The following is a 25532-nucleotide window of genomic DNA, read 5'->3' as shown; positions in this document are numbered from 1 at the left end:
AGCTCCCAGATTGCGAACCATCGCACTGGTCGCAGCTGATTTACTCAACTAAAAAGTGTGCTTGTTCACGGCACCTTGCCAAATCCCGCTCAGCGGGATGGCCCGATGGTGTTTCGGTGGTCATAGCGTTAGGGAAACGCCCGGTTACATTTCGAACCCGGAAGCTAAGCCTTTCAGCGCCGATGGTACTGCAGGGGGGACCCTGTGGGAGAGTAGGACGCCGCCGAACAATTCTTACGGACCCTCGGTCCTGGCCTGAGCGCTGGGACCGGGGGTCCTTTTTGTATTACCTGCTGGGACGCAGTCGTCCGGTGGGTACGAGACACTGGCACTACAGCAGTACGAACCGACAGGAGTCACGTCGATGACCAACTCGTCCGAGGATCGCTCGGAGCGACCCGAACGCAGGGAGCGGCCCGGGGGCGCCGACGACCGGCGCGAGTTCCGTGCTGGCGGGGCGCGTCGCAGCGACGACCGTGGTGGTTACCGTCGTGACGACGACCGTCCGCGCGGCCCCCGCCGTGACGACGATCGCGGCGGCTTCCGCCGTGATGATCGTCCGCGCTACGACCGTCCGCGCGATGACCGTCCGCGCGATGACCGTCCGCGCGATGACCGTCCGCGCGATGACCGTCCGCGCGATGACCGCCGTGACGACCGTTCCCGTGACGACCGGCCGCGTGGTCCTCGCCGTGAGGACGATCGCGGTGGGTTCCGTCGCGACGGCGAGCGTGGCGGTGACCGTGGTGGTTTCCGTCGCGATGACCGCCCGCGCTACGACCGCCCCCGTGACGACCGTCGCGACGACCGCCCGCGTGGTCCGCGTCGCGAGGACGACCGTGGTGGCTTCCGGCGGGACGACGATCGCGGCGGCTTCCGTCGCGACGATCGTCCGCGCTACGACCGCCCCCGCGACGACCGTCCGCGTGACGACCGCCCCCGTGACGATCGTCGCGATGACCGCCCGCGCGGCCCCCGCCGTGAGGACGACCGTGGCGGCTTCCGTCGCGACGGCGAGCGTGGCGGTGACCGTGGTGGCTTCCGTCGCGACGACCGCCCGCGCTACGACCGCCCCCGCGATGACCGGCGTGACGACCGCCCCCGTGATGACCGGCGTGACGACCGCCCGCGCGATCCCCGTCGGGACGACGACCGTGGAGGCTTCCGTCGCGACGACCGCCCCCGTTACGACCGTCCGCGTGACGACCGCCCCCGTGATGACCGTCGCGACGACCGCCCGCGTGGTCCTCGCCGTGAGGACGACCGCGGTGGCTTCCGTCGCGACGGCGAGCGCGGTGGTGACCGTGGTGGCTTCCGTCGCGACGATCGTCCGCGCTACGACCGCCCCCGCGATGACCGTCCGCGTGACGACCGCCGGGACGACCGTTCCCGGGACGACCGCCCTCGCGGCCCGCGTCGGGACGACGACCGTGGCGGCTTCCGGCGTGACGACCGTCCCCGTGGCCCCCGTCGGGACGACGACCGCGGTGGGCGTTCCGGTGGCGACCGCGGGCACCGTCCGTACGCGGCCGGGCGTGGCCGGTTCGAGAACCGGGACGACCGGCGCCGTGACGACTCGCGCGAGGAGCGGGAGCCGGTCAAGCGGCTGCCGATTCCTGAGGACGTCACCGGTCAGGAGATCGACAAGAGCGTCCGCCAGGAGCTGCAGAGCCTCCCCAAGACGCTCGCCGAGGACGTCGCCCGCAACCTGGTGATGGTGGCCCGCCTGCTCGACTCCGAGCCGGAGCAGGCCTACGGGTACGCCAAGGTCGCGTTCCGGCTGGCGTCCCGGGTGGCCGCCGTCCGCGAGGCGCTCGGCTTCGCCGCGTACGCCAACGAGAAGTACTCGGAGGCGCTGGCGGAGTTCCGTGCCGCGCGCCGGATGACCGGGTCGGTCGAGCTGTGGCCGGTCATGGCGGACTGCGAACGCGGTCTCGGCCGCCCGGAGCGCGCGCTGGCGATGGCTGGTGAGCCCGAGGTGCACAAGCTGGACAAGGCCGGCCAGGTCGAGATGCGGCTCGTGGCCGCCGGGGCCCGCCGCGACATGGACCAGGCGGAAGCCGCCGTCGTCACGCTGCAGAGCCCCGAGCTGGCGTCCAGCTCCGTGCAGCCCTGGACCGCGCGGCTGCGGTACGCCTACGCGGACGCGCTGCTGGCCGTGGGCCGCGAGGACGAGGCGCGGGAGTGGTTCGGGAAGGCGCTGGAGGCGGACCAGAGCGGTTCCACCGACGCGTCGGACCGGCTCGCCGAGCTGGACGGCGTGGAGTTCGTCGACGCCCTCGACACCGAGGCCGACGACGAGCCGACGGCCGCGCGGACGCCGGACGCTTCGGACGCGGAGACCGAGGAGCCGAAGACCGAGGAGCCGAAGACCGAGGAGCCGAAGGCCCAGGAGCCGGAAGCCAACGAGCCGAAGGCCGACGCCGAGGGCGAGGACGAGAAGGACGTCGAGGCGAGCGAGGCATCCGAGGAGGCACCCGCACCGGAGACCGACGCGGCCGCGCAGCCGTCCACGTTCCTCGACAACCCCTTCCGGGAGCCGCAGTCCGGCCCCGCCGCCGAGGACGCCTCCGGTCACGACGGCGATCACGACAAGCAGGACTGATCAGCAGGATCGACCGTCAGGGACTGACCGGCGAGCCTCCGCCCGAGGGCGGCATCCGTACGCGATCACCGCGTACGGATGCCGCCCTCGCGGCGTTCCAGGTCCGGAATCCGTCCTCGCGGCGTTCCGGGCCCGGAAGGGTCAGTCCTCCGACTCGACCCTGCGCAACACCAGTCCCGATGCCGGCTTGGGGCCGAAGGAGGTCGACTTGCGCGGCATCATCACGCCCTCGCGGGCCAGCTCCAGCACGGTGTGCTCGGCGACGGGGTGCATGAGCACCGCCGTGCCGCCGAGCCGTTCAGCCTGCCGTACGGCGGCGGGCGCGTCGTGGACGTAGCCGATGTGCTCGGGGTCGTCCGGTACCCGCCACACGCGGTCGATGAGCAGGCTGTGCAGCACGGTGGCGTCCAACTCGCGCCAGGCACGCGGCTGGTCCTGGGGCACGGCTTCCGCGACGAGGCGTTCGTCGGGCCCGGTCAGCAGGTGGAAGTGCCCGTCGCCCGCGAGCAGGAAGGCGTTCCCCCCGCCACCAGCGCGTCCGGACGTGGCCGCCGCCAGCGCCTCCAACGCGTTCTCCAGCGGCCCGGGGACCTCCCGCACGTCGAACGCGTCGCGTACCGCCGCCAGCGCGTCCGCGACCGGCAGCTCCCGCAGCACCCGGTGGATGGCCCGTACGCGCAGCGGATAGCGGGTGGTGTCGACCAGCAGCACCAGCCCGTGGTCCCATCCGCCCGGGTCGTGCGCGGGGCGCTCGTCGAGCAGCCGCAGGTAGGTCGCCCAGCGGTGGTGGCCGTCCGCGATCAGCGCCTGGCGCGGCGTCAGGTCGGCGTCGACCGCGCCGATGGCGTCCGGGTCGGTGACCGCCCACAGGCGGTGCCGGGTGCCGTCCTCGGTGGTCGTGGCCAGCAGCGGCGGCAGTTCGGCGGTGCGTTCCACGAGAAGGGCCGCGGCGCCCGCCTCGTCGCCCCGGTAGGCCAGCAGCAGCGGCTCCAGGTTGGCGGCGGTGGCCCGCATCAGGCCGGCGCGGTCGGCGACCGGCTCGGGCATGACGTGCTCGTGCGGCAGGACCACCCGCTCCTCGGGTCCGGTCAGCCGCAGGGCGCCGATCAGGCCGCGCTGCACGCCGCCGTCGCGGGGCCGCTGCTCGTAGACGTAGAGCGCCGGTTCGGGATCGGCGGCCAGCACGTCGTCGCGCAGCCAGTGGCGCAGGGTGCGGGCGGCCTGGGCGTGCCGGGTCGCGGTGTCGCCGTCGCGCGGCAGGGTCAACCGCACGATGTTGTACGGGTCGAGGGTCTCCAGGTGATCCAGTCCGTCGGGCCTGACCACGACGTCGTACGGTGGCGAGGTGACCGCGGACAGGCTGCCGACCCGCTCGGGGACGTAGCGCAGCCCGCGGAACGGTGCCAGCCGCAGCCCGGGCACGCGCCGGGGTTCCCCTCGGTGGAGACCGGGGGAGGATCCTGGATTGCTCATCAGAGCATGCTATGTGCCCGGCGGCTACGCGCGAAGACGGTACCTCCCGTGTGCGCGGTGCGCGCCGGGGGCGAGGACGCGAACCGTACGGGACCGTACGGAGGACGACGTGAGGGAGACGCGAGCGATGGATCCGCGGACCGCGCCGGGCGGCAGTGAGCGCCGGCTCGACGAGGCGTACGACACGGCGCTGCTGGACCTCGACGGGGTGGTCTACACCGGCCCGCACGCCGTCGAGCACGCGCCGGAGTCGCTGAAGACCGCACGCGAGCGGGGCATGCGGCTCGCCTACGTGACCAACAACGCCCTGCGCACCCCGGACGAGGTCGCCGCGCACCTGAGCGAACTCGGCGTCCCGGCGCGCGAGGAGGACGTCATCACCTCCGCGCAGGCCGTCGCCCGGCTCATCGCGGACGAGGTGCCCGAAGGCGCGCGGGTGCTGGCGATCGGCGGTGAGGGGCTGCGCGCGGCGCTGCGCGAGCGCGGTCTCGAACCGGTGGACTCGGCCGACGACGATCCGGCCGCGGTGGTGCAGGGCTACGGCGGTCCCGACCAGCCGTGGAGCAGGCTGGCGGAGGCCGGTTACGCGGTGGCGCGCGGCGTGCCGTGGTACGCGTCCAACACCGACCTGACCATTCCCAGTCCCCGCGGCATCGCCCCCGGCAACGGCGCGGCGGTCGAGGTGGTCAAAATCGTCACCGGCGCGGAGCCCAAGGTCGCGGGCAAGCCGCAGCCGCCGATGCACCGCGAGACGATCCTGCGCACCGGGGCGAAGCGGCCGCTGGTCGTCGGCGACCGGCTCGACACCGACATCGAGGGCGCGCACGCGGGCGGGGTGGACTCGCTGCTGGTGCTGACCGGGGTCAGCACACCGGTGGCGCTGCTGGCGGCCGTGCCGGAACACCGGCCCACCTACGTCGCCGCCGACCTGCGCGGACTGCTCACCGCCCAGCCCGGTGTGGACCGGGATGGCGACGCGTGGCGCTGCGGGGGCTGGACAGCCCGCGCCGACGGCGACGCGCTGGCGGTCGACGGCGACGGGGACCCGCTCGACGGGCTGCGGGCGCTGTGCGCGGCGGCCTGGACGGCGGGCGGCTCGCGGGCGTGCGGGCTGGACGCGGGCAAGGCGCTGGGGCGGCTGGGGCTGTAGCGGCCCCAGCCGAGGCGGACCGGGCCCTCAGAGACGGACCGGGCCCTCAGAGCAGCGTGCGCAGCCGCAGCAGGTCGCGCAGGCCCGCCTCCAGCTTGACGCGGCCGGTGGCCCAGGACGTGGCGAAGTTGAGCCGGCCGTCCACCAGGGCCACCAGGTCGTCGCCGGACATCGTGAGCCGGATGTCGGCGCGCCCGGCCGGCGCCCCCCGTACGGGCACGACGTCGCGGATGCCGCCCTCCGAGAGCCGACCGGTGAAGGTCACCCCGAGATCGGTGATCGCGCAGCTCACCGACCGGTCGACGGCGGCGGCACGGGCCACTTTACCGTCGGCCCCGGCGAGGTTGTGCGACAGCCGGTCGAGCGCACTGCGGCACTCCTCGATGGTCGCCATCGGCGGTTTCGCTCCCGGGTGCGGCGGTACGTACCGCACGACCGTACACCGCCCGCCCGGCGGTCCCAGCGGCTCGCGTCCGCCGAGCGGTACGACCGGCGCGCGGCGACACGCGGTAGCGTCGTGACCATCGGCGTCCAAGGAGAGGCGAGGAGTGAGGGTATTGCGTGACGCGTTGCGCACCTGCCTACAGATCGCGGGCGGGCTGACCGAGGCCACCCGACGGCGGGCCGCCACCACCGCCCGGGAGGTGCTCGACCAGGCCGGGGTGGACGTGGACTCCCTCCAGCGGCGGATCGGCGAACGCATCCCGCCCGAGGTCCAGGCCCTCGCGGACGAGCTGATCGCCTCCGGACGGGCCAACCGGGACCTGCTGGTCGGACTGGTCAAGGAAGAAGTCGACAAGGCGATGGGACGGGTCGGCCGGATCGCCGACGAGGTCACCAAGGTCGGCGTGATCCTGGAGGCGCTGGAGCGCCGGGTGCGCAACCTGGAGGGCCCCGGCGAGCCGGAGGCGCCGCGCGAGCGGGTGCGGCTGGAGGACGAGCCCCCGGCCGCGTCGCAGCACCACCCGAGGGTGAAGACCGCGGAGCCGCCGGTACGGCCGGGCGGACGTCCGGGCCTCCGCCCGCAGGCGCCCGGCGGGACCACCCGCCCGGCCCCGGCCCGGGTGAAGACGGCCGAGCCGCCGGTGCAGCGCGCCGCCGCACCGGGGCGGACGGCCGCCGAGGAGGCGTCCGAGGGCAGCGCCCCGGCGAAGAAGACGGCGGCGAAGAAGGCCGTGGGCAAGAAGACGGTGGCGAAGAAGGCGGTGGGCAGGAAGGCGACGGTGGCCAAGCCGCCCGCGGCCGGGAAGACCGCCGCGAAGACGGCTCCGGCGAAGACGGCTCCCGCGAAGAAGACCGTCGCCAAGAAGTCGGCCGCGAAGACGACTGCCGTCAAGAAGACGGCGGCGCCCGCCAAGACGGCTGCCGAGCACCCTTCCGCCAAGAAGGCGCCGACCAAGCAGGCCGCCGCCAAGAAGGCCCCGGCGCCTGTCAAGAAGCCCGCGACGGAGAGCGCGTTGACCAAGGCGGCGCTGACCAGGGCGGCGGCTCCCGGTAAGACGGCCGCGGGCGGCAGGAAGAGCGCCCCCGCCAAGAAGGCCCCCGCCAAGAAGGCACCGTCCAAGGCGACGGCGGCGAAGGGCGCCCCCGCCGTGAAGGCGGCGACCGCGCGGGCGGCGGCCGAGGCCGCGGCGGAGCAGACCTCACCGCAGCAGGTCGAGGCGACCCGGGCCGCCGCGAAGAAGGCCACCGCGCAGCAGACGGCCGCGAAGGAGACCGCTCCCGCCAAGGAGACCCCCGCGCGGCCCTCCGCTCCGGGCGAGCCGCGGGCCGATGACTGAGGCGGTCCCGGAGCGCCCCGGCGATGAGATCCCCGTACCGCCGGAGCGGGAAGGGGACGCGGAGGCGCCGCGGGACGCCGGGCCCGCGCCGCTGGGCGTCGTGCTCGCGCCGACCGGCAGCGCGGAGGTGGACGCGGCGCTGGAGCGGCTGGCGGACGCGGACGACCTGCCCACCGGCAGCCATGTCGAGGTGTACGAGGATGTACACACCCGGCTGCGGGACGCGCTCACCGCGCTCGACGCCGCACCGGGCCCGCCGGGGCCGCGGGAGAGCGCGGCCACGTACGACGACAGGAGCTGAACCGAAGGTGGCAGGACCGGCAAGACGCCGTCTCGACGCGGAACTGGTGCGCCGTGGGATGGCGCGTTCGCGGGAGCACGCCGCGCAGCTGATCGCGGCGGGGAGGGTCACGGTGGGCGGCGGGGTGGCCACCAAGTCGGCGACCCAGGTGGAGACCTCCGCCGCGCTGGTGGTCGCCGCGGACGGCTCCGACCCCGACTACGTCTCGCGCGGCGGCCACAAACTCGCCGGTGCGCTGGCCGCGTTCACCCCGCAGGGGCTGCGGGTCGAGGGGCGGCGCTGCCTGGACGCGGGGGCGTCGACCGGCGGGTTCACCGACGTGCTGCTGCGCGCCGGGGCCCGCCAGGTGGTCGCCGCCGACGTCGGATACGGGCAGTTGGCCTGGTCGCTGCGGAGCGACGAGCGGGTCGTGGTCAAGGACCGCACCAACGTGCGGGAGCTGACGCTGGACGACCTCGACGGCGAGCCGGTCGACGTGGTCGTCGGTGACCTGTCGTTCATCCCGCTGGGGCTGGTGCTGCCCGCGCTGGTGCGCTGCTCGGCGCCGGACGCGGACCTGGCGCTGATGGTCAAGCCGCAGTTCGAGGTGGGCAAGGAGCGGCTGGGCAGCGGCGGCGTGGTGCGGCGGCCCGAACTGCGGGCCGAGGCGGTCAAGGGCGTGGCGCAGCGGGCCGCCGCGCTCGGGCTCGGCGTGCTGGGCGTGACCGCCAGTCCGCTGCCCGGGCCGTCGGGCAACGTCGAGTACTTTCTGTGGCTGCGGGCCGGGGCGCCGGAACTCGACCCGGCCGATGTCGACCGTGCGGTAGCGGAGGGGCCCCGTTGAGCGGATCGAGCACGTCAGACAGCACCGCCAGGAGCGACGAGGCTCCCGGCCACGGCACCGCGGGGCGCACCGTCTTCCTGCTCGCGCACACCGGCCGCCCGGCCGCCGTGCGCAGCGCCCAGCGCGTCGTGCAGGGGCTGTTGCGCAGCGGCATAGGGGTGCGCATCCTGCGCGCCGAGGCGGCCGACCTGCCGGTGCCGCTGCCGGGGTCGGTCGAGGTGGTGGACGGCCGCCCGGGCGTGGTGGACGGCTGCGAGCTGCTGGTCGTGCTCGGCGGTGACGGCACGCTGCTGCGCGGCGCCGAGTTCGCCCGCGCCTCCGGCGTGCCGATGCTCGGCGTCAACCTGGGCCGCGTCGGCTTCCTCGCCGAGGCCGAACGCGACGACCTGGACAAGGTGGTCGACCGGGTGGTGACGCGGGCGTACGAGGTCGAGGAACGCATGACGCTCGACGTGCTCGTGCGCGAGGACGGCCGCGTGGTGCACACCGACTGGGCGCTCAACGAGGCGTCGGTGGAGAAGGCGGCGCGCGAGCGGATGCTGGAGGTGGTCATCGAGGTCGACGGCCGTCCGGTGTCCGGCTTCGGCTGCGACGGCGTGGTGTGCGCGACGCCGACCGGCTCGACCGCGTACGCCTTCTCGGCGGGCGGGCCCGTGGTGTGGCCGGAGGTCGAGGCGCTGCTGATGGTGCCGATCAGCGCGCACGCGCTGTTCGCCAAGCCGCTGGTGGCCTCGCCCTCCTCGGTGCTCGCGGTGGAGGTGCAGCCCAAGACCCAGCACGGCGTGCTGTGGTGCGACGGGCGGCGCACCGTGCCGCTGCCGGCCGGGGCGCGGGTGGAGGTGCGCAGGGGCGCGGTGCCGGTGCGGCTCGCCCGGCTGCACCACGCCAACTTCACCGACCGTCTGGTGGCGAAGTTCGCGCTGCCGGTGGCGGGCTGGCGGGGCGCTCCGCGCTGAGCGCGCGCCGCCCCGGGCCGCCGGGCCCGTCCCCCGCGAGCGGGGTTCGCGGGACGCGCGTCGCGGTGAGGGGGCCGGACCTCGTATCGTCTTGGGCGTGCTGGAGGAGATGCGGATACGGTCCCTGGGCGTCATCGACGACGCCGTGGTCGAGCTGTCGCCCGGGTTCACGGCGGTGACCGGCGAGACGGGCGCGGGCAAGACCATGGTCGTCACCAGCCTCGGGCTGCTGCTGGGCGGCCGGGCGGACGCCGCGCTGGTACGGATCGGCGCGAAGGCCGCGGTGGTGGAGGGCCGGATCACGGTCGACCCGGCCTCCCCGGCGGCGACGCGCGCCGAGGAGGCCGGGGCGGAACTGGACGACGGCGCGCTGCTGGTGAGCCGCACCATCTCGGCCGAGGGGCGCTCCCGGGCGCACGTGGGCGGCCGTTCGGTGCCCGCCTCGCTGCTGGGTGAACTCGCCGACGACCTGGTGGCCGTGCACGGCCAGACCGACCAGCAGGGCCTGCTGCGCCCGGCCCGGCAGCGGCAGGCGCTGGACCGGTACGCGGGCGACGCGGTGGCCGAGCCGCTCGCCGCCTACCAGCGGACCTACAAGCGGCTGCGCGAGGTGACCGCCGAGCTGGACGAGCTGACCCGGCTCGCCAGGGAACGCGCCCAGGAGGCGGACCTGCTGCGGTTCGGCCTGGACGAGGTGGCCGCCGCCGAGCCGCGCCCCGGGGAGGACACGGAACTGGCCGCCGAGGCTGAGCGGCTGGGGCACGCCGAGGCGCTGGCGTCGGCCGCGTCGGCCGGGCACGCGGCGCTCGCGGGCAACCCGGAGGACCCGGAGGGCGTGGACGCCGCGACCCTGGTGGCCGGGGCGCACCGCGCGCTGGAGGCGGTACGGGGCCACGACCCGGCGCTGGCCGCGCTGACCGACCGGCTCGGCGAGATCGCCATCCTGGTCGCCGACGTGGCGGGTGAACTCGCCGGGTACGCCGACAACCTGGACGCCGACCCGCTGCGGCTCGCCGCGGTCGAGGAACGGCGGTCCGTGCTGGCCCAGTTGACCCGTAAGTACGACGAGTCCGGCGAGGGCGTCGCCGCCGTGCTGGCCTGGGCCGAGCAGGGCGCGGCACGGCTGGCCGACCTGGACGGCGACGATGAGCGGATCGACGCGCTGACCGCGGAACGCGACGAGCTGCGCGCCGAACTGGCGTCGCTGGCGGGCCGGTTGACCGACGCGCGGACCAAGGCCGCAGCGCGCTTCGCCGACGCGGTCACCGCGGAACTCGCCGAACTCGCCATGCCGCACGCCCGGATCACGGTCGAGATCGGGCAGACCGACGACGAGGACGGCATCGGGATCGACGGCCGCACCGTCGCCTTCGGCCCGTACGGCGCCGACGAGGTGGAACTGCACCTCGCGCCGCACCCGGGGGCGCCGCCGCGGCCGATCGCCAAGGGTGCCTCCGGCGGTGAGCTGTCGCGGGTGATGCTCGCGGTCGAGGTGGTCTTCGCCGGATCGGACCCGGTGCCGACGTACCTGTTCGACGAGGTGGACGCGGGCGTCGGCGGCAAGGCGGCGGTCGAGGTCGGACGGCGGCTGGCCAGGCTGGCGAAGTCGGCGCAGGTCGTCGTCGTGACGCACCTGCCGCAGGTGGCGGCCTTCGCCGACCGGCAGTTGCTGGTGGAGAAGACCCACGACGGCTCGGTGACCAGCAGCGGGGTGAAGGTGCTGGACGGCGAGGAGCGGGTGCGGGAGCTGTCGCGGATGCTCGCGGGCCTGGAGGACTCCGACACCGCCCGGGCGCACGCGGAAGAGCTGCTGGAGACGGCGCGATCGGCCCGCTGAACCGCCCGGGCTCACTCGTCCGGGTGATAGGGGGAGGGCTACGGGCCGGTAGGACGGGAGATCGACACCCGAACTGTCGCACCCTCCTGGCATCCTGGACCCTGTCCGCCCCCGACCCAGGAGCCCGAGCCTTCCGGTGACCAGCGCTCACATCCCGCAGCCGTCCGGCACGTTGCGTGCCGTGCAGGTCTTCGGCGCGTGCGGCGGCGGACACGTCAGCTCGCTGTCCGGGGGCCTGGTCGCGCGGGGCATCGAGGTGACGGTCTGCGCGCCCGCCGCCTCCGCCGCGGCCTACGGCTTCGACGGCACCGGCGCCCGGTTCGCGCCGGTGGAGATCGGCGGCCGGCCGGGGCCGCTCGGTGAGGCCGCCGCGGTCGCCGCGCTGCGCGCCGCCTGCGCCGGCACCCACGTGGTGCACGCGCACGGCCTGCGCGCCGGGATGCTGGCCTCGCTCGCGCTCACCGGCGCGCGGGGCCCGGCGCTCGTGGTGACCTGGCACCCACCAGCCCCCGCGTTCGGCACCAGGGCCGGGCTGACGCGGCTGCTGGAGCGGCGGGTGGCGCGGGCCGCCACCGTGGTGCTGGGCGCCTCGACGGACCTGGTGGACCGGGTGCGCGGGCTCGGGGCGCGCGACGCCCGGCTGGCACCGGTGGCGTTCCCGGTGCCGAGACCGCGACACGCGCCCGACCGCGACGCGCTGCGGGCCGAACTCGGCGCCGAGAAGCGGCCGTTGATCCTCGCGGTCGGCCGCCTCGAACCGTACAAGGGCCACGATCTGCTGCTGGACGCGGCGCGCTGCTGGCGGGCGCTGGACCCGGCGCCGCTGGTCGCCATCGCGGGGGAGGGCAGCCGCCGGGCCGAACTCGCCGCCAGGATCGAGGCGGAGGACCTGCCGGTGCGGCTGCTGGGCCGCCGCGGCGACGTGGCGCATCTGCTCCAGGTGGCCGACCTGGTGGCGCTGCCCAGCCGCTGGGAGGCGCATCCACTGATCGTCCAGGAGACCCTGCGGGCCGGGGTGCCGCTGGTGGCGACCGCGGTCGGCGGCGTGCCCGACCTGGTGGGGGACGCGGCGGTGCTGGTGCCGCAGGGCGACGCGACGGCGCTGGCCCGGGCCGTCGCCGACCTGCTGGCGGACCCGGCCCGCAGAACCGCCCTGACCACCGAGGCCCGGGCCCAGGCGGCGACCTGGCCCACCGAGGACCACACGATCGCCCAGATCCTCAGCGTCTACGACGAGCTGACCGGCGCCCCGGCCCGCTGACCGGGACGTGGACGGCCCGCCTGGCGCGGGCCCGCCGCTCAGCCGCCGTACGCGCCGCTCGCGGTCAGGCGCAGGGCCGTGTCGATCAGGGGGACGTGGCTGAAGGCCTGGGGGAAGTTGCCGACCTGGCGTTGCAGGCGCGGGTCCCACTCCTCCGCCAGCAGGCCCAGGTCGTTGCGCAGGGACAGCAGCTTCTCGAACAGCTGGCGGGCCTCGTCGACCCGGCCGATCATCGCCAGGTCGTCCGCCAGCCAGAACGAGCAGGCCAGGAACGCGCCCTCGTCGCCCGGCAGACCGTCGACGCCCTCCTCGGAGCCCTCGGTCGGGTAGCGCAGCACGAAGCCGCCCTCGACCGTCAGCTCCTTCTGGATCGCCTCGATCGTGCCGATGACCCGCTTGTCGTCCGGCGGCAGGAAGCCGACCTGGGGGATCAGCAGCAGCGAGGCGTCCAGCTCCTTGGAGCCGTAGGACTGCGTGAAGGTGTTGCGCTCCTTGTCGTACCCCTTCTCGCACACGTCGCGGTGGATCTCCTCGCGCAGCTCGCGCCACCGCTCCAGCGGCCCGTCGACCTCGCCGGACTCGATCAGCTTCACCGTGCGGTCGACCGCGACCCAGGCCATCACCTTGGAGTGCACGAAGTGGCGGCGCGGGCCGCGCACCTCCCAGATGCCCTCATCCGGCTCGGTCCAGTGCTGCTCCAGGTAGCGGATCAGCTTCAGCTGGAGCAGGCTCGCGTAGTCGTTGCGGGCCAGGCCGGTCATGTGGGCCAGGTGCAGCGCCTCGCTGACCTCGCCGTAGACGTCCAGCTGGAGCTGGTGGGCGGCCCCGTTGCCGACCCGCACCGGCTGCGAGCCCTCGTAGCCCGGCAGCCAGGTCAGCTCCGTCTCGCCCAGCTCGCGTTCGCCCGCGATGCCGTACATGATCTGGAGGTTCTCCGGGTCGCCCGCCACCGCGCGCAGCAGCCACTCGCGCCAGGCGCGGGCCTCCTCGCGGTAGCCGGTGCGCAGCAGCGACGACAGCGTGATCGCCGCGTCCCGCAGCCAGGTGAAGCGGTAGTCCCAGTTGCGCACGCCGCCGATGTCCTCCGGCAGCGAGGTGGTCGGCGCGGCGACGATGCCGCCGGTCGGCCCGTAGGTGAGCGCCTTGAGCGTGATCAGCGAGCGGACCACCGCGTCCCGGTAGGGGCCGTGGTACGTGCACTGCTCGACCCAGTCGCGCCAGAACTGCTCGGTCGCCTCCAGCGAACCGGCGGGGTCCGGCAGCGCCGGCGGCTCCTTGTGCGAGGGCTGCCAGCTGATGGTGAACACGATCCGGTCCCCGGGGGCGACCGTGAAGTCCGCGTAGGTCGTCAGGTCCTTGCCGTAGGTCGGACAGTCGGTGTCCAGCCAGACGGAGTCGGGACCGGCGACGGCCACCACCCGGCCCTCGGCGGCCTGCGGGTCGGCGACCTTGTGCACCCACGGCGTGACCCAGCCGTACGAGAAGCGCATCACCAGCTCGGAGCGCATCGGCACCCGGCCGGAGACGCCCTCGACGACCCGGATCAGCTGCGGGGCGCCGTCACGCGGCGGCATGAAGTCGGTCACCCGGACCGTGCCGCGCTTGGTGTCCCACTCCGATTCCAGGATCAGCGAGTCGCCCCGGTAGCGGCGGCGGGTCGCGGAGGGCGGCTCCTCGGACGCCGGATGCGCCGGGGCCACCCGCCAGTAGCCGTGTTCATCGGTGCCCAGCAGCCCGGCGAAGATCGACGGTGAGTCGAACCGGGGCAGGCAGAGCCAGTCCACCGTGCCGTCCCGGCAGACGAGTGCGGCGGTCTGCATATCGCCGATGAGTGCGTAGTCCTCGATGCGCCCGGCCACGTGCATCTCCAGTCGAACAGTCGATCAGTTGAACGTCGAGCCGTCCCCCTCCTGCCCCTGCGCGAGGGCGGGCAGCAGAAAGCGTCCGAGCAGAATACGACGTGGAACAGGGGGACGCGCGAGTCTCGGTGGAGCCGGGCTCGGCCGGTCGGGTGAGGCGTCCCCGCACGGTGCCCTGTCGCGCCAACGCACCCATCCTACGGCCCCCGCCGGGCCCTGACCTTGTGGGCGGGACGTGCGGGAACGCGCGGGTGCGCGGCCCGCATCGTAGGGCCTGCGCCCCCCTCGGCGCACATTCCGGAGCGCACGCCTCCGGTCGTCCGCCACGGGCCCGGGAGGACGCCGTCCGTGGCGCCGCGACCCTGGACACCCCGGCCTCGGCGCACCCCGCGCCGCCGACGGGTGCGCCGGGGCGCTGATACCCTGGTAGCCCGTGGGCCGGTGGGCTGAACCACTGAACCGCCGCGACGGCACCCCATCTCTCCGGCGCCGTCCGACCCTCACCTCGCGACCACGGGAGCCCCCTCTTGGCACTGCCTCACGCCGGCAAGACCGCACTCGGCCGGAACTCCGGGACGACCAAGCACATCTTCGTGACCGGGGGTGTGGCGTCATCGCTCGGCAAGGGGCTCACCGCCTCGAGCCTCGGCGCCCTGCTCAAGGCCCGCGGCCTGCGGGTCACCATGCAGAAGCTCGACCCGTACCTCAACGTCGACCCCGGCACGATGAACCCGTTCCAGCACGGTGAGGTGTTCGTCACCAACGACGGCGCCGAGACGGACCTGGACGTCGGCCACTACGAGCGCTTCCTCGACGTCGACCTGGACGGCTCGGCCAACGTCACCACCGGTCAGGTGTACTCCTCGGTGATCGCCAAGGAGCGGCGCGGCGAGTACCTGGGCGACACCGTGCAGGTCATCCCGCACATCACCAACGAGATCAAGTCGCGCATCCGGCGGATGGCCACCGACGACGTGGACGTGGTGATCACCGAGGTCGGCGGCACGGTGGGCGACATCGAGTCGCTGCCGTTCCTGGAGTCGGTGCGGCAGGTGCGGCACGAGGTGGGCCGCGACAACGTCTTCTTCGTGCACGTCTCGCTGCTGCCCTACATCGGCCCCTCCGGTGAGCTGAAGACCAAGCCCACCCAGCACTCGGTGGCCGCGCTGCGCAACATCGGCATCCAGCCGGACGCCATCGTGCTGCGCGCCGACCGCGAGGTGCCCACCGCCATCAAGCGCAAGATCTCGCTGATGTGCGACGTGGACGAGGACGCGGTGGTCGCCGCGATCGACGCCAAGTCCATCTACGACATCCCCAAGGTGCTGCACGGCGAGGGCCTGGACGCCTACGTGGTGCGCCGCCTCGACCTGCCGTTCCGCGACGTGGACTGGGCGCAGTGGGACGACCTGCTGGAGCGGGTCCACCACCCCGCGCACGAGGTCACCGTCGCCCTGGTCGGCAAGTACATCGACCTGCCCGACGCCTACCTGTCGGTCACCGAGGCGCTGCGCGCGGGCGGTTTCGCCAACAACGCCCGCGTGAAGATCAAGTGGGTCACCTCCGACGACTGCGGCACCCCCGAGGGCGCCGCGGCCCAGCTCGCCGACGTGGACGCCATCTGCGTGCCCGGTGGCTTCGGCGACCGCGGTGTCGAGGGCAAGGTGGCCACCGTCACCTACGCCCGGGAGAACGGCGTCCCGCTCCTCGGCCTGTGCCTGGGCCTGCAGTGCGTCGTCATCGAGGCGGCCCGCAGCCTCGCCGGGATCGCGGACGCCAACTCCACCGAGTTCGACGCGGTCACCGACCACCCGGTCATCTCCACGATGGCCGAGCAGATGGACATCGTGGAGGGCAAGGGCGACCTCGGCGGCACCATGCGGCTGGGCATCTACCCGGCCAAGCTCGCCGAGGGCTCCATCGTCCGCGAGGTCTACGGCGGCGAGCCCTACGTCGAGGAGCGGCACCGCCACCGCTACGAGGTCAACAACGCCTACCGCGGCGAGCTGGAGAAGAAGGCGGGCATCGTCTTCTCCGGCACCTCCCCGGACGGCAAGCTCGTGGAGTTCGTCGAGTACCCCCGCGAGACCCACCCCTACCTGGTCGCCACCCAGGCGCACCCGGAGCTGAAGTCGCGGCCGACCCGCCCGCACCCGCTCTTCGCCGGCCTGGTCAAGGCGGCTGTCGAATGCCAGGCGGGCCAGGCGCGTCAAGCCGGTCGGCCGCGCGGGGCCGGCGACGCCGCGCCGACCGCGTCCTGAGCCGGTGCGGGCCGCCGCGCCCGCCTCGCGTTACGGTGCCGGAGGGGACTTCCCGATCATGGGCGGTCCCGCTCCGGCACCGCCGTCTTCTCCCACGGCCCGCCCCGACCCGAGCGTGGTGCGGGCCGGTCAAGCCCTCGTCGCGGAGGACCGCATGTTGCACGACATTCCCGAGCAGTGGCCGGTGACCGGCACCCGCACGCCGTTCACCGGCAACGTCACCGGTGTGCGCACCGACGAGGTGACCATGCCGGACGGCGGCACGGTGCGCCGCGACTACCAGACGCACCCCGGCTCGGTCGCCGTCGTCGCGCTGGACGACGAGGGCCGGGTCCTCGTCCTGCGCCAGTACCGGCACCCGGTGCGCCACCTGCTGTGGGAGGTCCCGGCCGGGCTGCTGGACGTCCCCGGGGAGCACCCGGTGCGCGCCGCCCAGCGCGAGCTGTTCGAGGAGGCGCACGTCGAGGCCTCCGACTGGCGGGTGCTCGCCGACATCTACTCCACCCCCGGCGGCTCCGACGAGGCGATCCGGATCTTCCTCGCCCGCGGTGTCACCGAGGCCACCGGCGAGCGGTACGAGGCGTCGGAGGAGGAGGCTCGGTTCGAGCACGCCCGGGTGCCGCTGGAGGAGCTGGTACGCGGGGTTCTCCAGGGTGAACTGCACAACGCCTGCCTCGCGGTGGGCGTCCTGGCGCTCAACGCGGTGCTGGCGGGGGACGGCGTGGAGTCGCTGCGCCCGGCGGACGCGCCGTGGCCAGCCCGGCCCTTCGACGCCTCGTAGCGCCGCCGGGCCGACGCCTCCGGCCGGGTGACCGGGCGGCGTCGTCCACCCGTTCCCGGCCGCCCGGTGAACTAGGCTCAAGGCTCCCGCGCACCGGAGCGCAGGCTCCCGCGCACCACCGGTCGGCGCGGCGTCGTAGGCGCGCAGGAACGGAGTGGGCCGGTGTCGGACGAGGTGCCAGGAACCGACGGCGAGCGGGCGGCGGCCTCGGACCGTGACGCGCTGCCGCCGGGCCCGGAGCGTTTCGTCGGCCGGGAACGCGAACTGCGCGAGCTGCGCGCCGACATCGACACCCCGAGCCTGGACGCCCTGCGCGGCAGGCCCGCCGCCACCTGCCGGGTCCTGCTGGTCGCGGGCCGCCCCGGCTCCGGCCGCACCGCGCTCGCCCTGCGCCTCGCCCGCGAGCAGGCCGCCCGCTACCCCGAAGGACTGCTGTACGCGGCGCTCACCGATCCGCAGGGCGAGCCCCGGGCGGCCCGGGAGGTGGCGGCGCAGTTGCTGCGCGGGCTCGGCCGGGAGGCGGACGACGACCCCGAGGCGGCCTTGCGCGAGGCGCTGCGGGAGCGCCGCGTGCTGCTGGTGCTGGACGACGCGGCGAGCGGCGAGCAGGTCGCGCCGCTGCTGCCGCACGGCGAGACGGCCCTGGTGGTCGCCACCTCGCGCGGACCGCTCGCCGGAGTGGCCGACGTACGGCCGTGCACCCTGGGCGGGCTGCAGAGCGCGGCGTGCGTCGAACTGCTGGCCCAGGCCATCGGCTCGACCCGGGTGACCTGCGACCCGCGTGCCGCCGAGACGCTGGCCGAGCGCTGCGGCGGTTCGCCCGCCGCGCTGCGCCTGATGGCCGGGTGGCTCGCCGACCGCCCCGGGATGTCGGTGACCGACGCGGTCCGCGTGCTGCCCGACGACGATGCGACGCCGCTGGAGCGGGCGTTCGGCGTGGTCGCCGCGCAGCTTCCGGGGCCCGCCGCCCGGCTGATGCGGATGCTGGTGCTCGCGCCCGGCGCGCTGGTCGACGCCCATCTCGCGTCGGCGCTCGCGGGATGCGCGCTGGAGGCCGCCCGCGACGCGCTGGAGGACTTCGCGCGCTACGGCCTGCTGCGCCGCGACCCCGGTCCCGGCGCGGGCACCGAGCCGGCCGCCTACCGGGTCGCCGGGTGGGCCGTGCCGTTGCTGCGCGACGCGCTGGAGGCGGGGGAGCGGGCGGAGGAGGTACGGCTCGCCCGGGCCCGGATGCTGGAGCGCACCGTCCGGCTGGTGCGGGCCTGCGCCGCGTCGGCCGCCGCCCCGGACGAGGCCGCGACCGACGAGGTGCCGCTCGCCCTGCGCTTCGCGGACCGCGAGGCCGCCTCGGGCTGGCTGCGGCGCAGGCTGCCCGAGCTGCTGGGGGCCGCCCGGATCGCGGTGGCCGACGGCGAGCTGGACACCCTGGCCCGGCGGCTGGCCTCGGCGGCGGTGCTGGCCCTGGACGCGCACGGGCAGGCGGCGCCGGAGCGCTACGAGCTGCACGGGCTGCTGCTGGAGGTGGCCGAGCGGCGCGGTCCCGATCGCGAGCGGGCGGCGGCGCTGATCAACCTCGGCGACCTGGACGCGGCGGCGGGCCGCACGAAGGACGCGGTGGCCCGCTACCGCGCGGCGCTGGACGCGGCCCGGGCCGGCCGCGACGCCTTCACCCTGGGCCGGGCGCTGGAGGCGCTGGGCGACAGCCATCTGGAGCTGGGCGACCGGGAGCGCGCCGCCGACTGGTACGGCAGGGCGCTGGCCCAGCGCGGTGAGCGCGGTGAGCTCGCCGACGCGGCCCGGCTGCACACCCGGCTCGCGCTGCTGCACACCGACGACGGCCGCCGGGACGCCGCGCTGCGCGAGTGGCGGGCGGCCGCGGCGGCGTACCGCAGGCTCCGCGATCACGCCGGGTACGCGGCGACGCTGGCGGAGGTGGCACTGGCGCAAGAGGTGTCCGGGGCGGCGGAGGAGAGTCTGCGCACCGGTCAGGAGGCGCTGCGCTGGGCCCGGCAGGCGGACGACGCGCGGTTGCAGCGCGTGGTGCTGCTGGGGATGGCGCGGGTGCTGGAACGCCTGGGGGACACGGAGGGGGCGCGGCTGCAACGGGAGGCGGCGGACGGTCTGGCGGGCCCGGGAGACGCCCGCGACAGCTGAGCGAACCGGTGCTCACGGTTGCTCTCAGCGACCACAACCTACGAATCTGCCAATCGCCTCCGAAAAAGTAGTCACTTTGTAAGGCTAGACAGCGCGTCTTCCTTCATTAGACTTGGGTCAACCGCTGGCAACGCGGTCAGGTCCGACGTGTGCCCCCATCTGGGGAAATGTCCGGACGGCAGAGGTGCCCGCGCCTGCGAGCGCAGCCGCGAGCGCCCTTGCGCCCCAAGTCAAGCCATCTCATCCAAGGACCGTGATCCACGTGAAGGTCGGTATCCCCCGCGAGGTCAAGAACAACGAGTTCCGGGTCGCCATCACCCCCGCCGGCGTGCACGAACTCGTGCGCAACGGGCACCAGGTCTTCGTGGAGCAGGGCGCCGGCAACGGCTCCTCCATCACGGACGCCGAGTACACCGCGGCGGGGGCGAACATCCTCGGCACCGCCGACGAGGTCTGGGCCACCGCGGACCTGCTGCTGAAGGTCAAGGAGCCGATCGCGGAGGAGTACCACCGCCTGCGCAAGGACCAGACCCTCTTCACCTACCTCCACCTGGCCGCCTCCCGCGAGTGCACCGACGCGCTGCTGGAGTCCGGCACCACGGCCATCGCCTACGAGACGGTCGAGACCGCGAACCGCGCGCTGCCGCTGCTCGCCCCGATGTCCGAGGTCGCGGGCCGGCTGGCCCCGCAGGTCGGCGCGTACCACCTGATGCGTTCGGCCGGCGGCCGCGGCGTGCTGCCGGGCGGCGTGCCGGGCGTCCACGCGGGCAGGGCCGTCGTCATCGGCGCCGGCGTCTCCGGCTGGAACGCCACCCAGATCGCCGTCGGCATGGGCTTCCACGTCACCCTGCTCGACAAGGACATCAACAAGCTGCGCGAGGCCGACAAGGTCTTCGGCACCAAGGTGCAGACGATCGTCTCCAACGCCTACGAGCTGGAGCGGGCCGTCCTGGAGGCCGACCTGGTCGTCGGCGCCGTCCTCATCCCGGGCGCCAAGGCCCCGAAGCTGGTCACCAACGAGCTGGTCTCCCGCATGAAGCCGGGCTCGGTGCTCGTCGACATCGCGATCGACCAGGGCGGCTGCTTCGAGGACTCGCGTCCCACCACGCACGCCGAGCCGACCTTCCAGGTGCACAACTCGGTCTTCTACTGCGTGGCCAACATGCCGGGTTCGGTGCCCAACACCTCCACCCACGCGCTGACCAACGCCACGCTGCCGTACATCGTGGAGCTGGCCAACCGCGGCTGGCGCGAGGCGCTGCGCCGCGACGACGCGCTCGCCAAGGGCCTCAACACCCATGCGGGCCAGGTCGTTTACGCGTCCGTCGCCGAGGCGCACGGGCTGGAGCACGTCGAACTCGCCGCGCTGCTGGGCTGAGTCGTACCGCACACCTGAACACCCCTTCACCGGCCGGGTCTTGTCCGTCAAGACCCGGCCGGTGGCGTTGTGCGACGTCGCGACACTTTCGTGGTTACCGTCGATACGCCCTTGACAGCGGGGTGTTCCATTGCCGACACATCGTGCCGTCTCCGGTGGATTGTGTTGCTGCGGACCGCCGACACGCCATAGAGTCGCAATTCGTCGGCATGGTGTCACGCTGACCTATTGAGAAGTTTCCTGGTCACCAAGGAGGTAAGACGACTTGTGAATGAGTCGACATTTGCTCCCGGGGGTGGTCAACCAGGAATGACCGTTCAGGGCCCGGACCCCGCCCGGTTCGAGGCCGTTGGATCCGTCGCGGTCCGCACCTTCGAGGCACGCATGACCGAGACGAGCACGGAGACGCAAGCAACGCACCCCATGTCGACATACGAGGAAGACCTGCCGGACGGTCAGTTCTACGACCCCGACGCCGAGTACGAGCCGGACCCCGAGTACGCGGCGACCCTCGCCCCGGACGCCGCCCGGCAGCGCCGCGAGCGCGTCGGCCCGACCGGACGCCCGCTGCCGTACTTCCCGATCCCGGGCCCGATCTCCGAGCACGGACCGGCCCAGATCATCGCCATGTGCAACCAGAAGGGCGGGGTCGGCAAGACCACCTCGACCATCAACCTCGGCGCCGCGCTCGCCGAGTACGGCCGCCGCGTCCTGCTGGTCGACTTCGACCCCCAGGGCGCCCTGTCGGTCGGCCTGGGCGTCAACCCCATGGAGCTGGACCTGACGGTCTACAACCTGCTCATGGAGCGGGGGATGGCCGCCGACGAGGTGCTGCTGAAGACCGCGGTGCCCGGCATGGACCTGCTGCCGAGCAACATCGACCTGTCGGCCGCCGAGGTCCAGCTGGTCAGCGAGGTGGCCCGAGAGTCGACCCTTCAGCGCGCCCTGAAGCCGCTGATGTCGGACTACGACTTCGTCATCATCGACTGCCAGCCCTCGCTCGGCCTGCTCACCGTCAACGCGCTCACCGCCGCGCACCGGGTGATCGTGCCGCTGGAGTGCGAGTTCTTCGCGCTGCGCGGCGTCGCGCTGCTCACCGAGACCATCGAGAAGGTCCGCGAGCGGCTCAACCCCGACCTCGACCTCGACGGCATCCTCGCCACGATGTACGACTCGCGCACCGTGCACTCCCGCGAGGTCCTCGCGCGCGTCGTCGAGGCCTTCGACGACCACGTCTTCCACACGGTCATCGGCCGCACCGTCCGCTTCCCGGAGACCACGGTGGCCGGTGAGCCGATCACCACCTACGCCTCCAACTCCGTGGGCGCTGCGGCGTACCGGCAGCTCGCCAGGGAGGTGCTCGCCCGTTGCCACGCCGAGTGAGCCTGCCCGGAGCCGACGAACTGTTCCGCACCACCGGCGGCATGGCCCTCAGTGCGTCAACTCCCCGACAGCACGGCAACGGTGAGGCGGCGTCGCAGGCCGCCGAACGACTGCGCTCGGTCCCCAACCCGGCGGCCGGGGACGACGACGCCGTGCCCGGCCCGGACGGCGCCGCCCACGACGCGGAACCGGACGAGGCGGGCGCCGACGCCGGGGACGGCCGCGAGCGCGCCGCCCGGCAGGCGGACGCCGCACACCAGTCCGGCGCCGCCGAGCACACCCGCACCGCCGTCGACGACGCCCGCGGGGCGACCGCGCCCGCGCAGCGCCGCGCCCCGCAGGACCAGGGCGGGTCGCAGCGGCGGCGCGGCGGCCAGGGCTCGCCCGCCCGCCGCCCCTCGGGACGCGAGCGGCACGACGAGAAGATCACCGTCTACGTCTCCGCCGAGGAGCTGATGGACCTCGAACACGCCCGGCTGGTGCTGCGCGGGGAGCACGGCCTCGCCGTGGACCGCGGGCGCATCGTGCGCGAGGCGGTCGCGGTGGTCCTGGCCGACCTGGAGTCGCGCGGCGACGCGAGCATCCTCGTGCGCCGCCTGCGGGGCCGCTAGCCACCGGGGCGATAGGCTGCCGGTTCCGCCCCGCACCCCTGGACCCCGCCTTCCGTGATGAGCGCCACCGACGACCACGCCGCCCCCCGCCGCCGCAGGCTCGGCCGCGGTGCCGTGGCGACGCCGGAAGCGGAGGCCGCGCCGGTGGCCGCGCAGGCCGTCGCGGAACCGGAGATCGCGCCGCAGGGCCCGCCGGAGCCGGAGGTCACGCCCGCGACGGCAGCGGGAGCGGACGCCCCGCCCGATGCCGAACAGGCCGCCGACGACGGGCGGTTCACCGTCCGGCTGGCGAACTTCGAAGGCCCCTTCGACCTCCTCCTGCAACTGATCTCCAAGCACAAGCTGGACGTCACCGAGGTCGCGCTCTCCCGCGTCACCGACGACTTCATCGCCCACATCCGCGCGATGGGTCAGGACTGGGACCTCGACCAGGCCACCGAGTTCCTGGTGGTCGCCGCGACCCTGCTGGACCTGAAGGCGGCCCGGCTGCTGCCCGCCGCCGAGGTGGAGGACGAGGAGGACCTCGCGCTGCTGGAGGCCCGCGACCTGCTCTTCGCCCGCCTGTTGCAGTACCGCGCGTACAAGCGCATCGCCGAGATCTTCGCGGACCGCCTCGCCGCCGAGTCCCGCCGCCACCCGCGCACCGTCGGCCTGGAGCCGCACCACGCCGAACTCCTCCCGGACGTCGTCATCAGCATCGGCGCCGAGGGCTTCGCGAAACTGGCCGTCAAGGCCATGCAGCCCAAGCCCGCGCCCCGGGTGTACGTCGAGCACATCCACGCGCCCCTGGTCAGCGTGCGCGAGCAGGCGGAACGCGTGATCGCCCTGCTGCGCGAGCGGGGCGGCGCGACCTTCGCGGAACTGGCCGCGGACGCCCCCGACACACTCACCGTCGTGGCTCGCTTCCTCGCACTGCTGGAGCTGTACCGCGAGAAGGCCGTCACGCTCGACCAGCCCGAGGCGCTCGGCGCGCTCACGGTGCGCTGGACCGGCGGCGACGCAGAGGGCGAACGGGCCCTGGTCACCGACGAGTTCGACCGCGAGAGCGCGGGCGACAGGCCCGGCAGCCCCGGGGCACCACGTCAGGAGGACGCCAGTGACGACCGCGACGAGTGACCGGCCCGCCCCGGACGAACCACCCACGGGCACGCCCGACGTCGGTGAGCTGGAGCTGCGCCCCGCGCTCGAAGCGGTCCTGATGGTCGTCGACGAGCCGGTCACCGAGGACCACCTCGCCAAGGTGCTCCAGCGCCCCCGCCGCGCCATCGGCGACGCCCTGCGCGAGCTGTCCGACGAGTACGCCCGCCGGGGCAGCGGCTTCGAACTGCGGCTGGTCGCCGGAGGCTGGCGCTACTACACCCGCCCCGAGTACGCGGCGGCCGTGGAGACCTTCGTGCTCGACGGCCAGCAGGCGCGGCTGACCCAGGCGGCGCTGGAGACGCTGGCGGTCGTCGCCTACCGGCAGCCGGTCAGCCGCTCGCGGGTCTCCGCGGTGCGCGGGGTGAACTGCGACGGCGTCATGCGCACCCTGCTCCAGCGCGGTCTGGTCGAGGAGAGTGGGACGGAACCCGAGACAGGTGCGATCCTGTACAGGACGACGAACTACTTCCTGGAGCGGATGGGCCTGCGCGGCCTGGACGAACTGCCCGAACTGGCACCGTTCCTCCCGGAGGCGGACGCGGTCGAGGCGGACTCCCTGGAAGGGGTGCCGTCGTTCGACCCGGACGCACCGGACCCGATCTCGACTACGGAAACTTGATGCGAAGCAGTAGCGGCAGGAACAGCGGCAACCGGAACCACCGCGGGGCGGGCAACGCGCGCGACGACAAGACCAAGCGCGCCGGCCGCCCCCGCCCGGAGGAGCGCCGCTACGACGTGGGCGAGACCGGCCAGTCCGGCGGCGGCACGTCCGGCGGCGGTCGCGGCACGTCCGGTGGCGGCCGCGGTACGTCCGGCGGCGCCAAGGGCGGCCCCGGCGCCAGGGGCGGAGCGGCCAAGGGCGGCGCGGGCAAGGGTGGCAAGGGGGCGCCGCGCAGGACCTCCCCGGCGCGCCCGCGCGAGCTGGACGCCCAGATCGAGGAGCGCAACCGCGCCCGGCACGGCAAGCCCCGGCAGAACCCGCCCAAGACCTTCCCCGGCGCCGAGGAGGAGGGCGAGCGCCTCCAGAAGGTGCTGGCCCGCGCGGGCCTCGGCTCGCGCCGCGCCTGCGAGGAGCTGATCGACCAGCGCCGCGTCGAGGTCAACGGGAAGATCGTCACCGAGCAGGGCCTGCGCGTCGACCCGGACAAGGACGAGGTCAAGGTCGACGGCCTGACCGTGGCCACCCAGTCGTACCTGTTCTTCGCCCTCAACAAGCCGGCCGGCGTGGTCTCCACGATGGAGGACCCGGACGGCCGCCAGTGCCTCGGCGACTACGTCACCAACCGGGAGACCCGGCTGTTCCACGTGGGCCGCCTGGACACCGAGACCGAGGGCATCATCCTGCTCACCAACCACGGCGAGCTGGCCCACCGCCTCACCCACCCGCGCTACGGCGTCAAGAAGACCTACCTCGCCGCCGTCCAGGGCCCGCTGCCGCGCGACCTCGGCAAGCGCCTGAAGGACGGCATCGAGCTGGAGGACGGCTACGCGCGCGCCGACCACTTCCGGGTCGTGGAGAACACCGGCAAGAACTACCTGGTCGAGGTCACGCTCCACGAGGGCCGCAAGCACATCGTGCGCCGCATGCTCGCCGAGGCGGGCTTCCCCGTCGACCGCCTGGTGCGCACCTCCTTCGGTCCCATCCCGCTCGGCGACCAGAAGTCCGGCTGGCTGCGGCGTCTCACCAACACCGAGGTGGGCATGCTGATGCGCGAGGTCGACCTGTAGGACGGCGTGGGCGCGGCCGTCGACGGGCCGCGCCTTCGTACGGGTGGGAC

20 protein-coding genes and 1 rRNA gene are annotated in these 25532 nt (G+C 74.1%); 18 read left to right on the top strand and 3 right to left on the bottom strand.

Features of this window, described 5'->3' with window-relative positions:
• Positions 1-112 precede the first annotated feature (112 nt).
• Together rrf and K7472_RS07320 are read left to right on the top strand one after the other, a co-directional pair.
• Positions 113-229, top strand: a 5S ribosomal RNA gene (rrf, locus tag K7472_RS07325).
• Positions 230-1639: 1410 nt separating this feature from the next.
• A complete protein-coding gene (locus K7472_RS07320; RefSeq protein ID WP_372457937.1) occupies positions 1640-2605 on the top strand; it encodes a hypothetical protein in 966 nt (321 codons plus the stop codon).
• A 141-nt stretch (positions 2606-2746) separates the two neighbouring features.
• On the opposite strand, the gene K7472_RS07315 is transcribed toward K7472_RS07320, so the two are convergent.
• Positions 2747-4078: a DUF1015 family protein gene (locus K7472_RS07315; protein WP_222975213.1), complete on the bottom strand. Its 1332-nt coding sequence runs from the start codon at positions 4076-4078 to the stop codon at positions 2747-2749.
• Between the two features lie 127 nt (positions 4079-4205).
• Here K7472_RS07315 and K7472_RS07310 point away from each other — a divergent pair, with 127 nt between their 5' ends.
• Positions 4206-5228 carry an HAD-IIA family hydrolase gene (locus tag K7472_RS07310; protein WP_222975211.1) on the top strand — a complete coding sequence of 341 codons (1023 nt, stop codon included), beginning with the start codon at positions 4206-4208 and terminating at the stop codon, positions 5226-5228.
• Positions 5229-5274: 46 nt separating this feature from the next.
• On the opposite strand, the gene K7472_RS07305 is transcribed toward K7472_RS07310, so the two are convergent.
• The gene (locus K7472_RS07305) at positions 5275-5622 is read right to left on the bottom strand and encodes an SCP2 sterol-binding domain-containing protein (protein WP_222975209.1); all 348 of its coding nucleotides are present in this window, start codon (positions 5620-5622) and stop codon (positions 5275-5277) included.
• A 154-nt stretch (positions 5623-5776) separates the two neighbouring features.
• Here K7472_RS07305 and K7472_RS33170 point away from each other — a divergent pair, with 154 nt between their 5' ends.
• From K7472_RS33170 to K7472_RS07275, 6 genes are all read left to right on the top strand, one after another.
• Positions 5777-7009, top strand: a complete 1233-nt coding sequence (locus K7472_RS33170; RefSeq protein WP_222975208.1) for a hypothetical protein — start codon at positions 5777-5779, stop codon at positions 7007-7009.
• Positions 7002-7310, top strand: coding sequence for a hypothetical protein (locus K7472_RS07295; protein ID WP_222975206.1), 309 nt, complete (start codon positions 7002-7004; stop codon positions 7308-7310). Before K7472_RS33170 ends, K7472_RS07295 begins: the two co-directional genes overlap by 8 nt.
• 7 nt (positions 7311-7317) lie before the next feature.
• Positions 7318-8133: a TlyA family RNA methyltransferase gene (locus K7472_RS07290; RefSeq protein WP_222975204.1), complete on the top strand. Its 816-nt coding sequence runs from the start codon at positions 7318-7320 to the stop codon at positions 8131-8133.
• Positions 8130-9089, top strand: a complete 960-nt coding sequence (locus tag K7472_RS07285) for an NAD kinase (RefSeq protein WP_222975202.1) — start codon at positions 8130-8132, stop codon at positions 9087-9089. Before K7472_RS07290 ends, K7472_RS07285 begins: the two co-directional genes overlap by 4 nt.
• A 109-nt stretch (positions 9090-9198) precedes the next feature.
• Positions 9199-10926: a DNA repair protein RecN gene (gene recN, locus K7472_RS07280; RefSeq protein WP_222975293.1), complete on the top strand. Its 1728-nt coding sequence runs from the start codon at positions 9199-9201 to the stop codon at positions 10924-10926.
• A 136-nt stretch (positions 10927-11062) separates the two neighbouring features.
• On the top strand, positions 11063-12187 hold the full coding sequence (locus K7472_RS07275) for a glycosyltransferase family 4 protein (protein ID WP_222975200.1): 1125 nt from the start codon (positions 11063-11065) through the stop codon (positions 12185-12187).
• Positions 12188-12225: 38 nt separating this feature from the next.
• On the opposite strand, the gene K7472_RS07270 is transcribed toward K7472_RS07275, so the two are convergent.
• A complete protein-coding gene (locus tag K7472_RS07270) occupies positions 12226-14052 on the bottom strand; it encodes a glycoside hydrolase family 15 protein (protein ID WP_222975198.1) in 1827 nt (608 codons plus the stop codon).
• A gap of 521 nt (positions 14053-14573) precedes the next feature.
• On the opposite strand from K7472_RS07270, the gene pyrG reads away from it, so the two are divergent.
• From pyrG to K7472_RS07225, 9 genes are all read left to right on the top strand, one after another.
• Positions 14574-16307, top strand: a complete 1734-nt coding sequence (gene pyrG, locus K7472_RS07265) for a CTP synthase (RefSeq protein WP_222975196.1) — start codon at positions 14574-14576, stop codon at positions 16305-16307.
• A 154-nt stretch (positions 16308-16461) separates the two neighbouring features.
• A complete protein-coding gene (locus K7472_RS07260) occupies positions 16462-17088 on the top strand; it encodes an NUDIX domain-containing protein (RefSeq protein ID WP_222975194.1) in 627 nt (208 codons plus the stop codon).
• A 162-nt stretch (positions 17089-17250) separates the two neighbouring features.
• On the top strand, positions 17251-19242 hold the full coding sequence (locus K7472_RS07255) for an AAA family ATPase (protein WP_308013797.1): 1992 nt from the start codon (positions 17251-17253) through the stop codon (positions 19240-19242).
• Positions 19243-19504: 262 nt separating this feature from the next.
• The gene (gene ald / locus K7472_RS07250) at positions 19505-20620 is read left to right on the top strand and encodes an alanine dehydrogenase (RefSeq protein ID WP_222975192.1); all 1116 of its coding nucleotides are present in this window, start codon (positions 19505-19507) and stop codon (positions 20618-20620) included.
• 309 nt (positions 20621-20929) lie between these two features.
• The gene (locus K7472_RS07245; protein ID WP_222975190.1) at positions 20930-22003 is read left to right on the top strand and encodes a ParA family protein; all 1074 of its coding nucleotides are present in this window, start codon (positions 20930-20932) and stop codon (positions 22001-22003) included.
• Complete coding sequence (locus K7472_RS07240; RefSeq protein ID WP_222975188.1) at positions 21988-22614, top strand: hypothetical protein; 627 nt, start codon at positions 21988-21990, stop codon at positions 22612-22614. The genes K7472_RS07245 and K7472_RS07240 overlap by 16 nt, the downstream gene beginning before the upstream one ends.
• A gap of 57 nt (positions 22615-22671) precedes the next feature.
• Positions 22672-23730 carry a segregation and condensation protein A gene (locus K7472_RS07235; protein ID WP_222975186.1) on the top strand — a complete coding sequence of 353 codons (1059 nt, stop codon included), beginning with the start codon at positions 22672-22674 and terminating at the stop codon, positions 23728-23730.
• Between the two features lie 49 nt (positions 23731-23779).
• The gene (gene scpB / locus K7472_RS07230) at positions 23780-24373 is read left to right on the top strand and encodes an SMC-Scp complex subunit ScpB (protein WP_222975289.1); all 594 of its coding nucleotides are present in this window, start codon (positions 23780-23782) and stop codon (positions 24371-24373) included.
• Positions 24373-25482 (top strand): pseudouridine synthase, encoded by a 1110-nt coding sequence (locus K7472_RS07225; protein WP_222975183.1) that lies wholly within the window; start codon positions 24373-24375, stop codon positions 25480-25482. The genes scpB and K7472_RS07225 overlap by 1 nt, the downstream gene beginning before the upstream one ends.
• Positions 25483-25532 lie beyond the last annotated feature (50 nt).

It is taken from the genome of Streptantibioticus parmotrematis (assembly GCF_019890615.1).
In the GTDB taxonomy this organism is placed as follows: domain Bacteria; phylum Actinomycetota; class Actinomycetes; order Streptomycetales; family Streptomycetaceae; genus Streptantibioticus_D; species Streptantibioticus_D parmotrematis.
The sequence above is the reverse complement of the archived record's forward strand: the minus strand, read 5'-3'. Positions and strand labels throughout refer to the sequence as shown.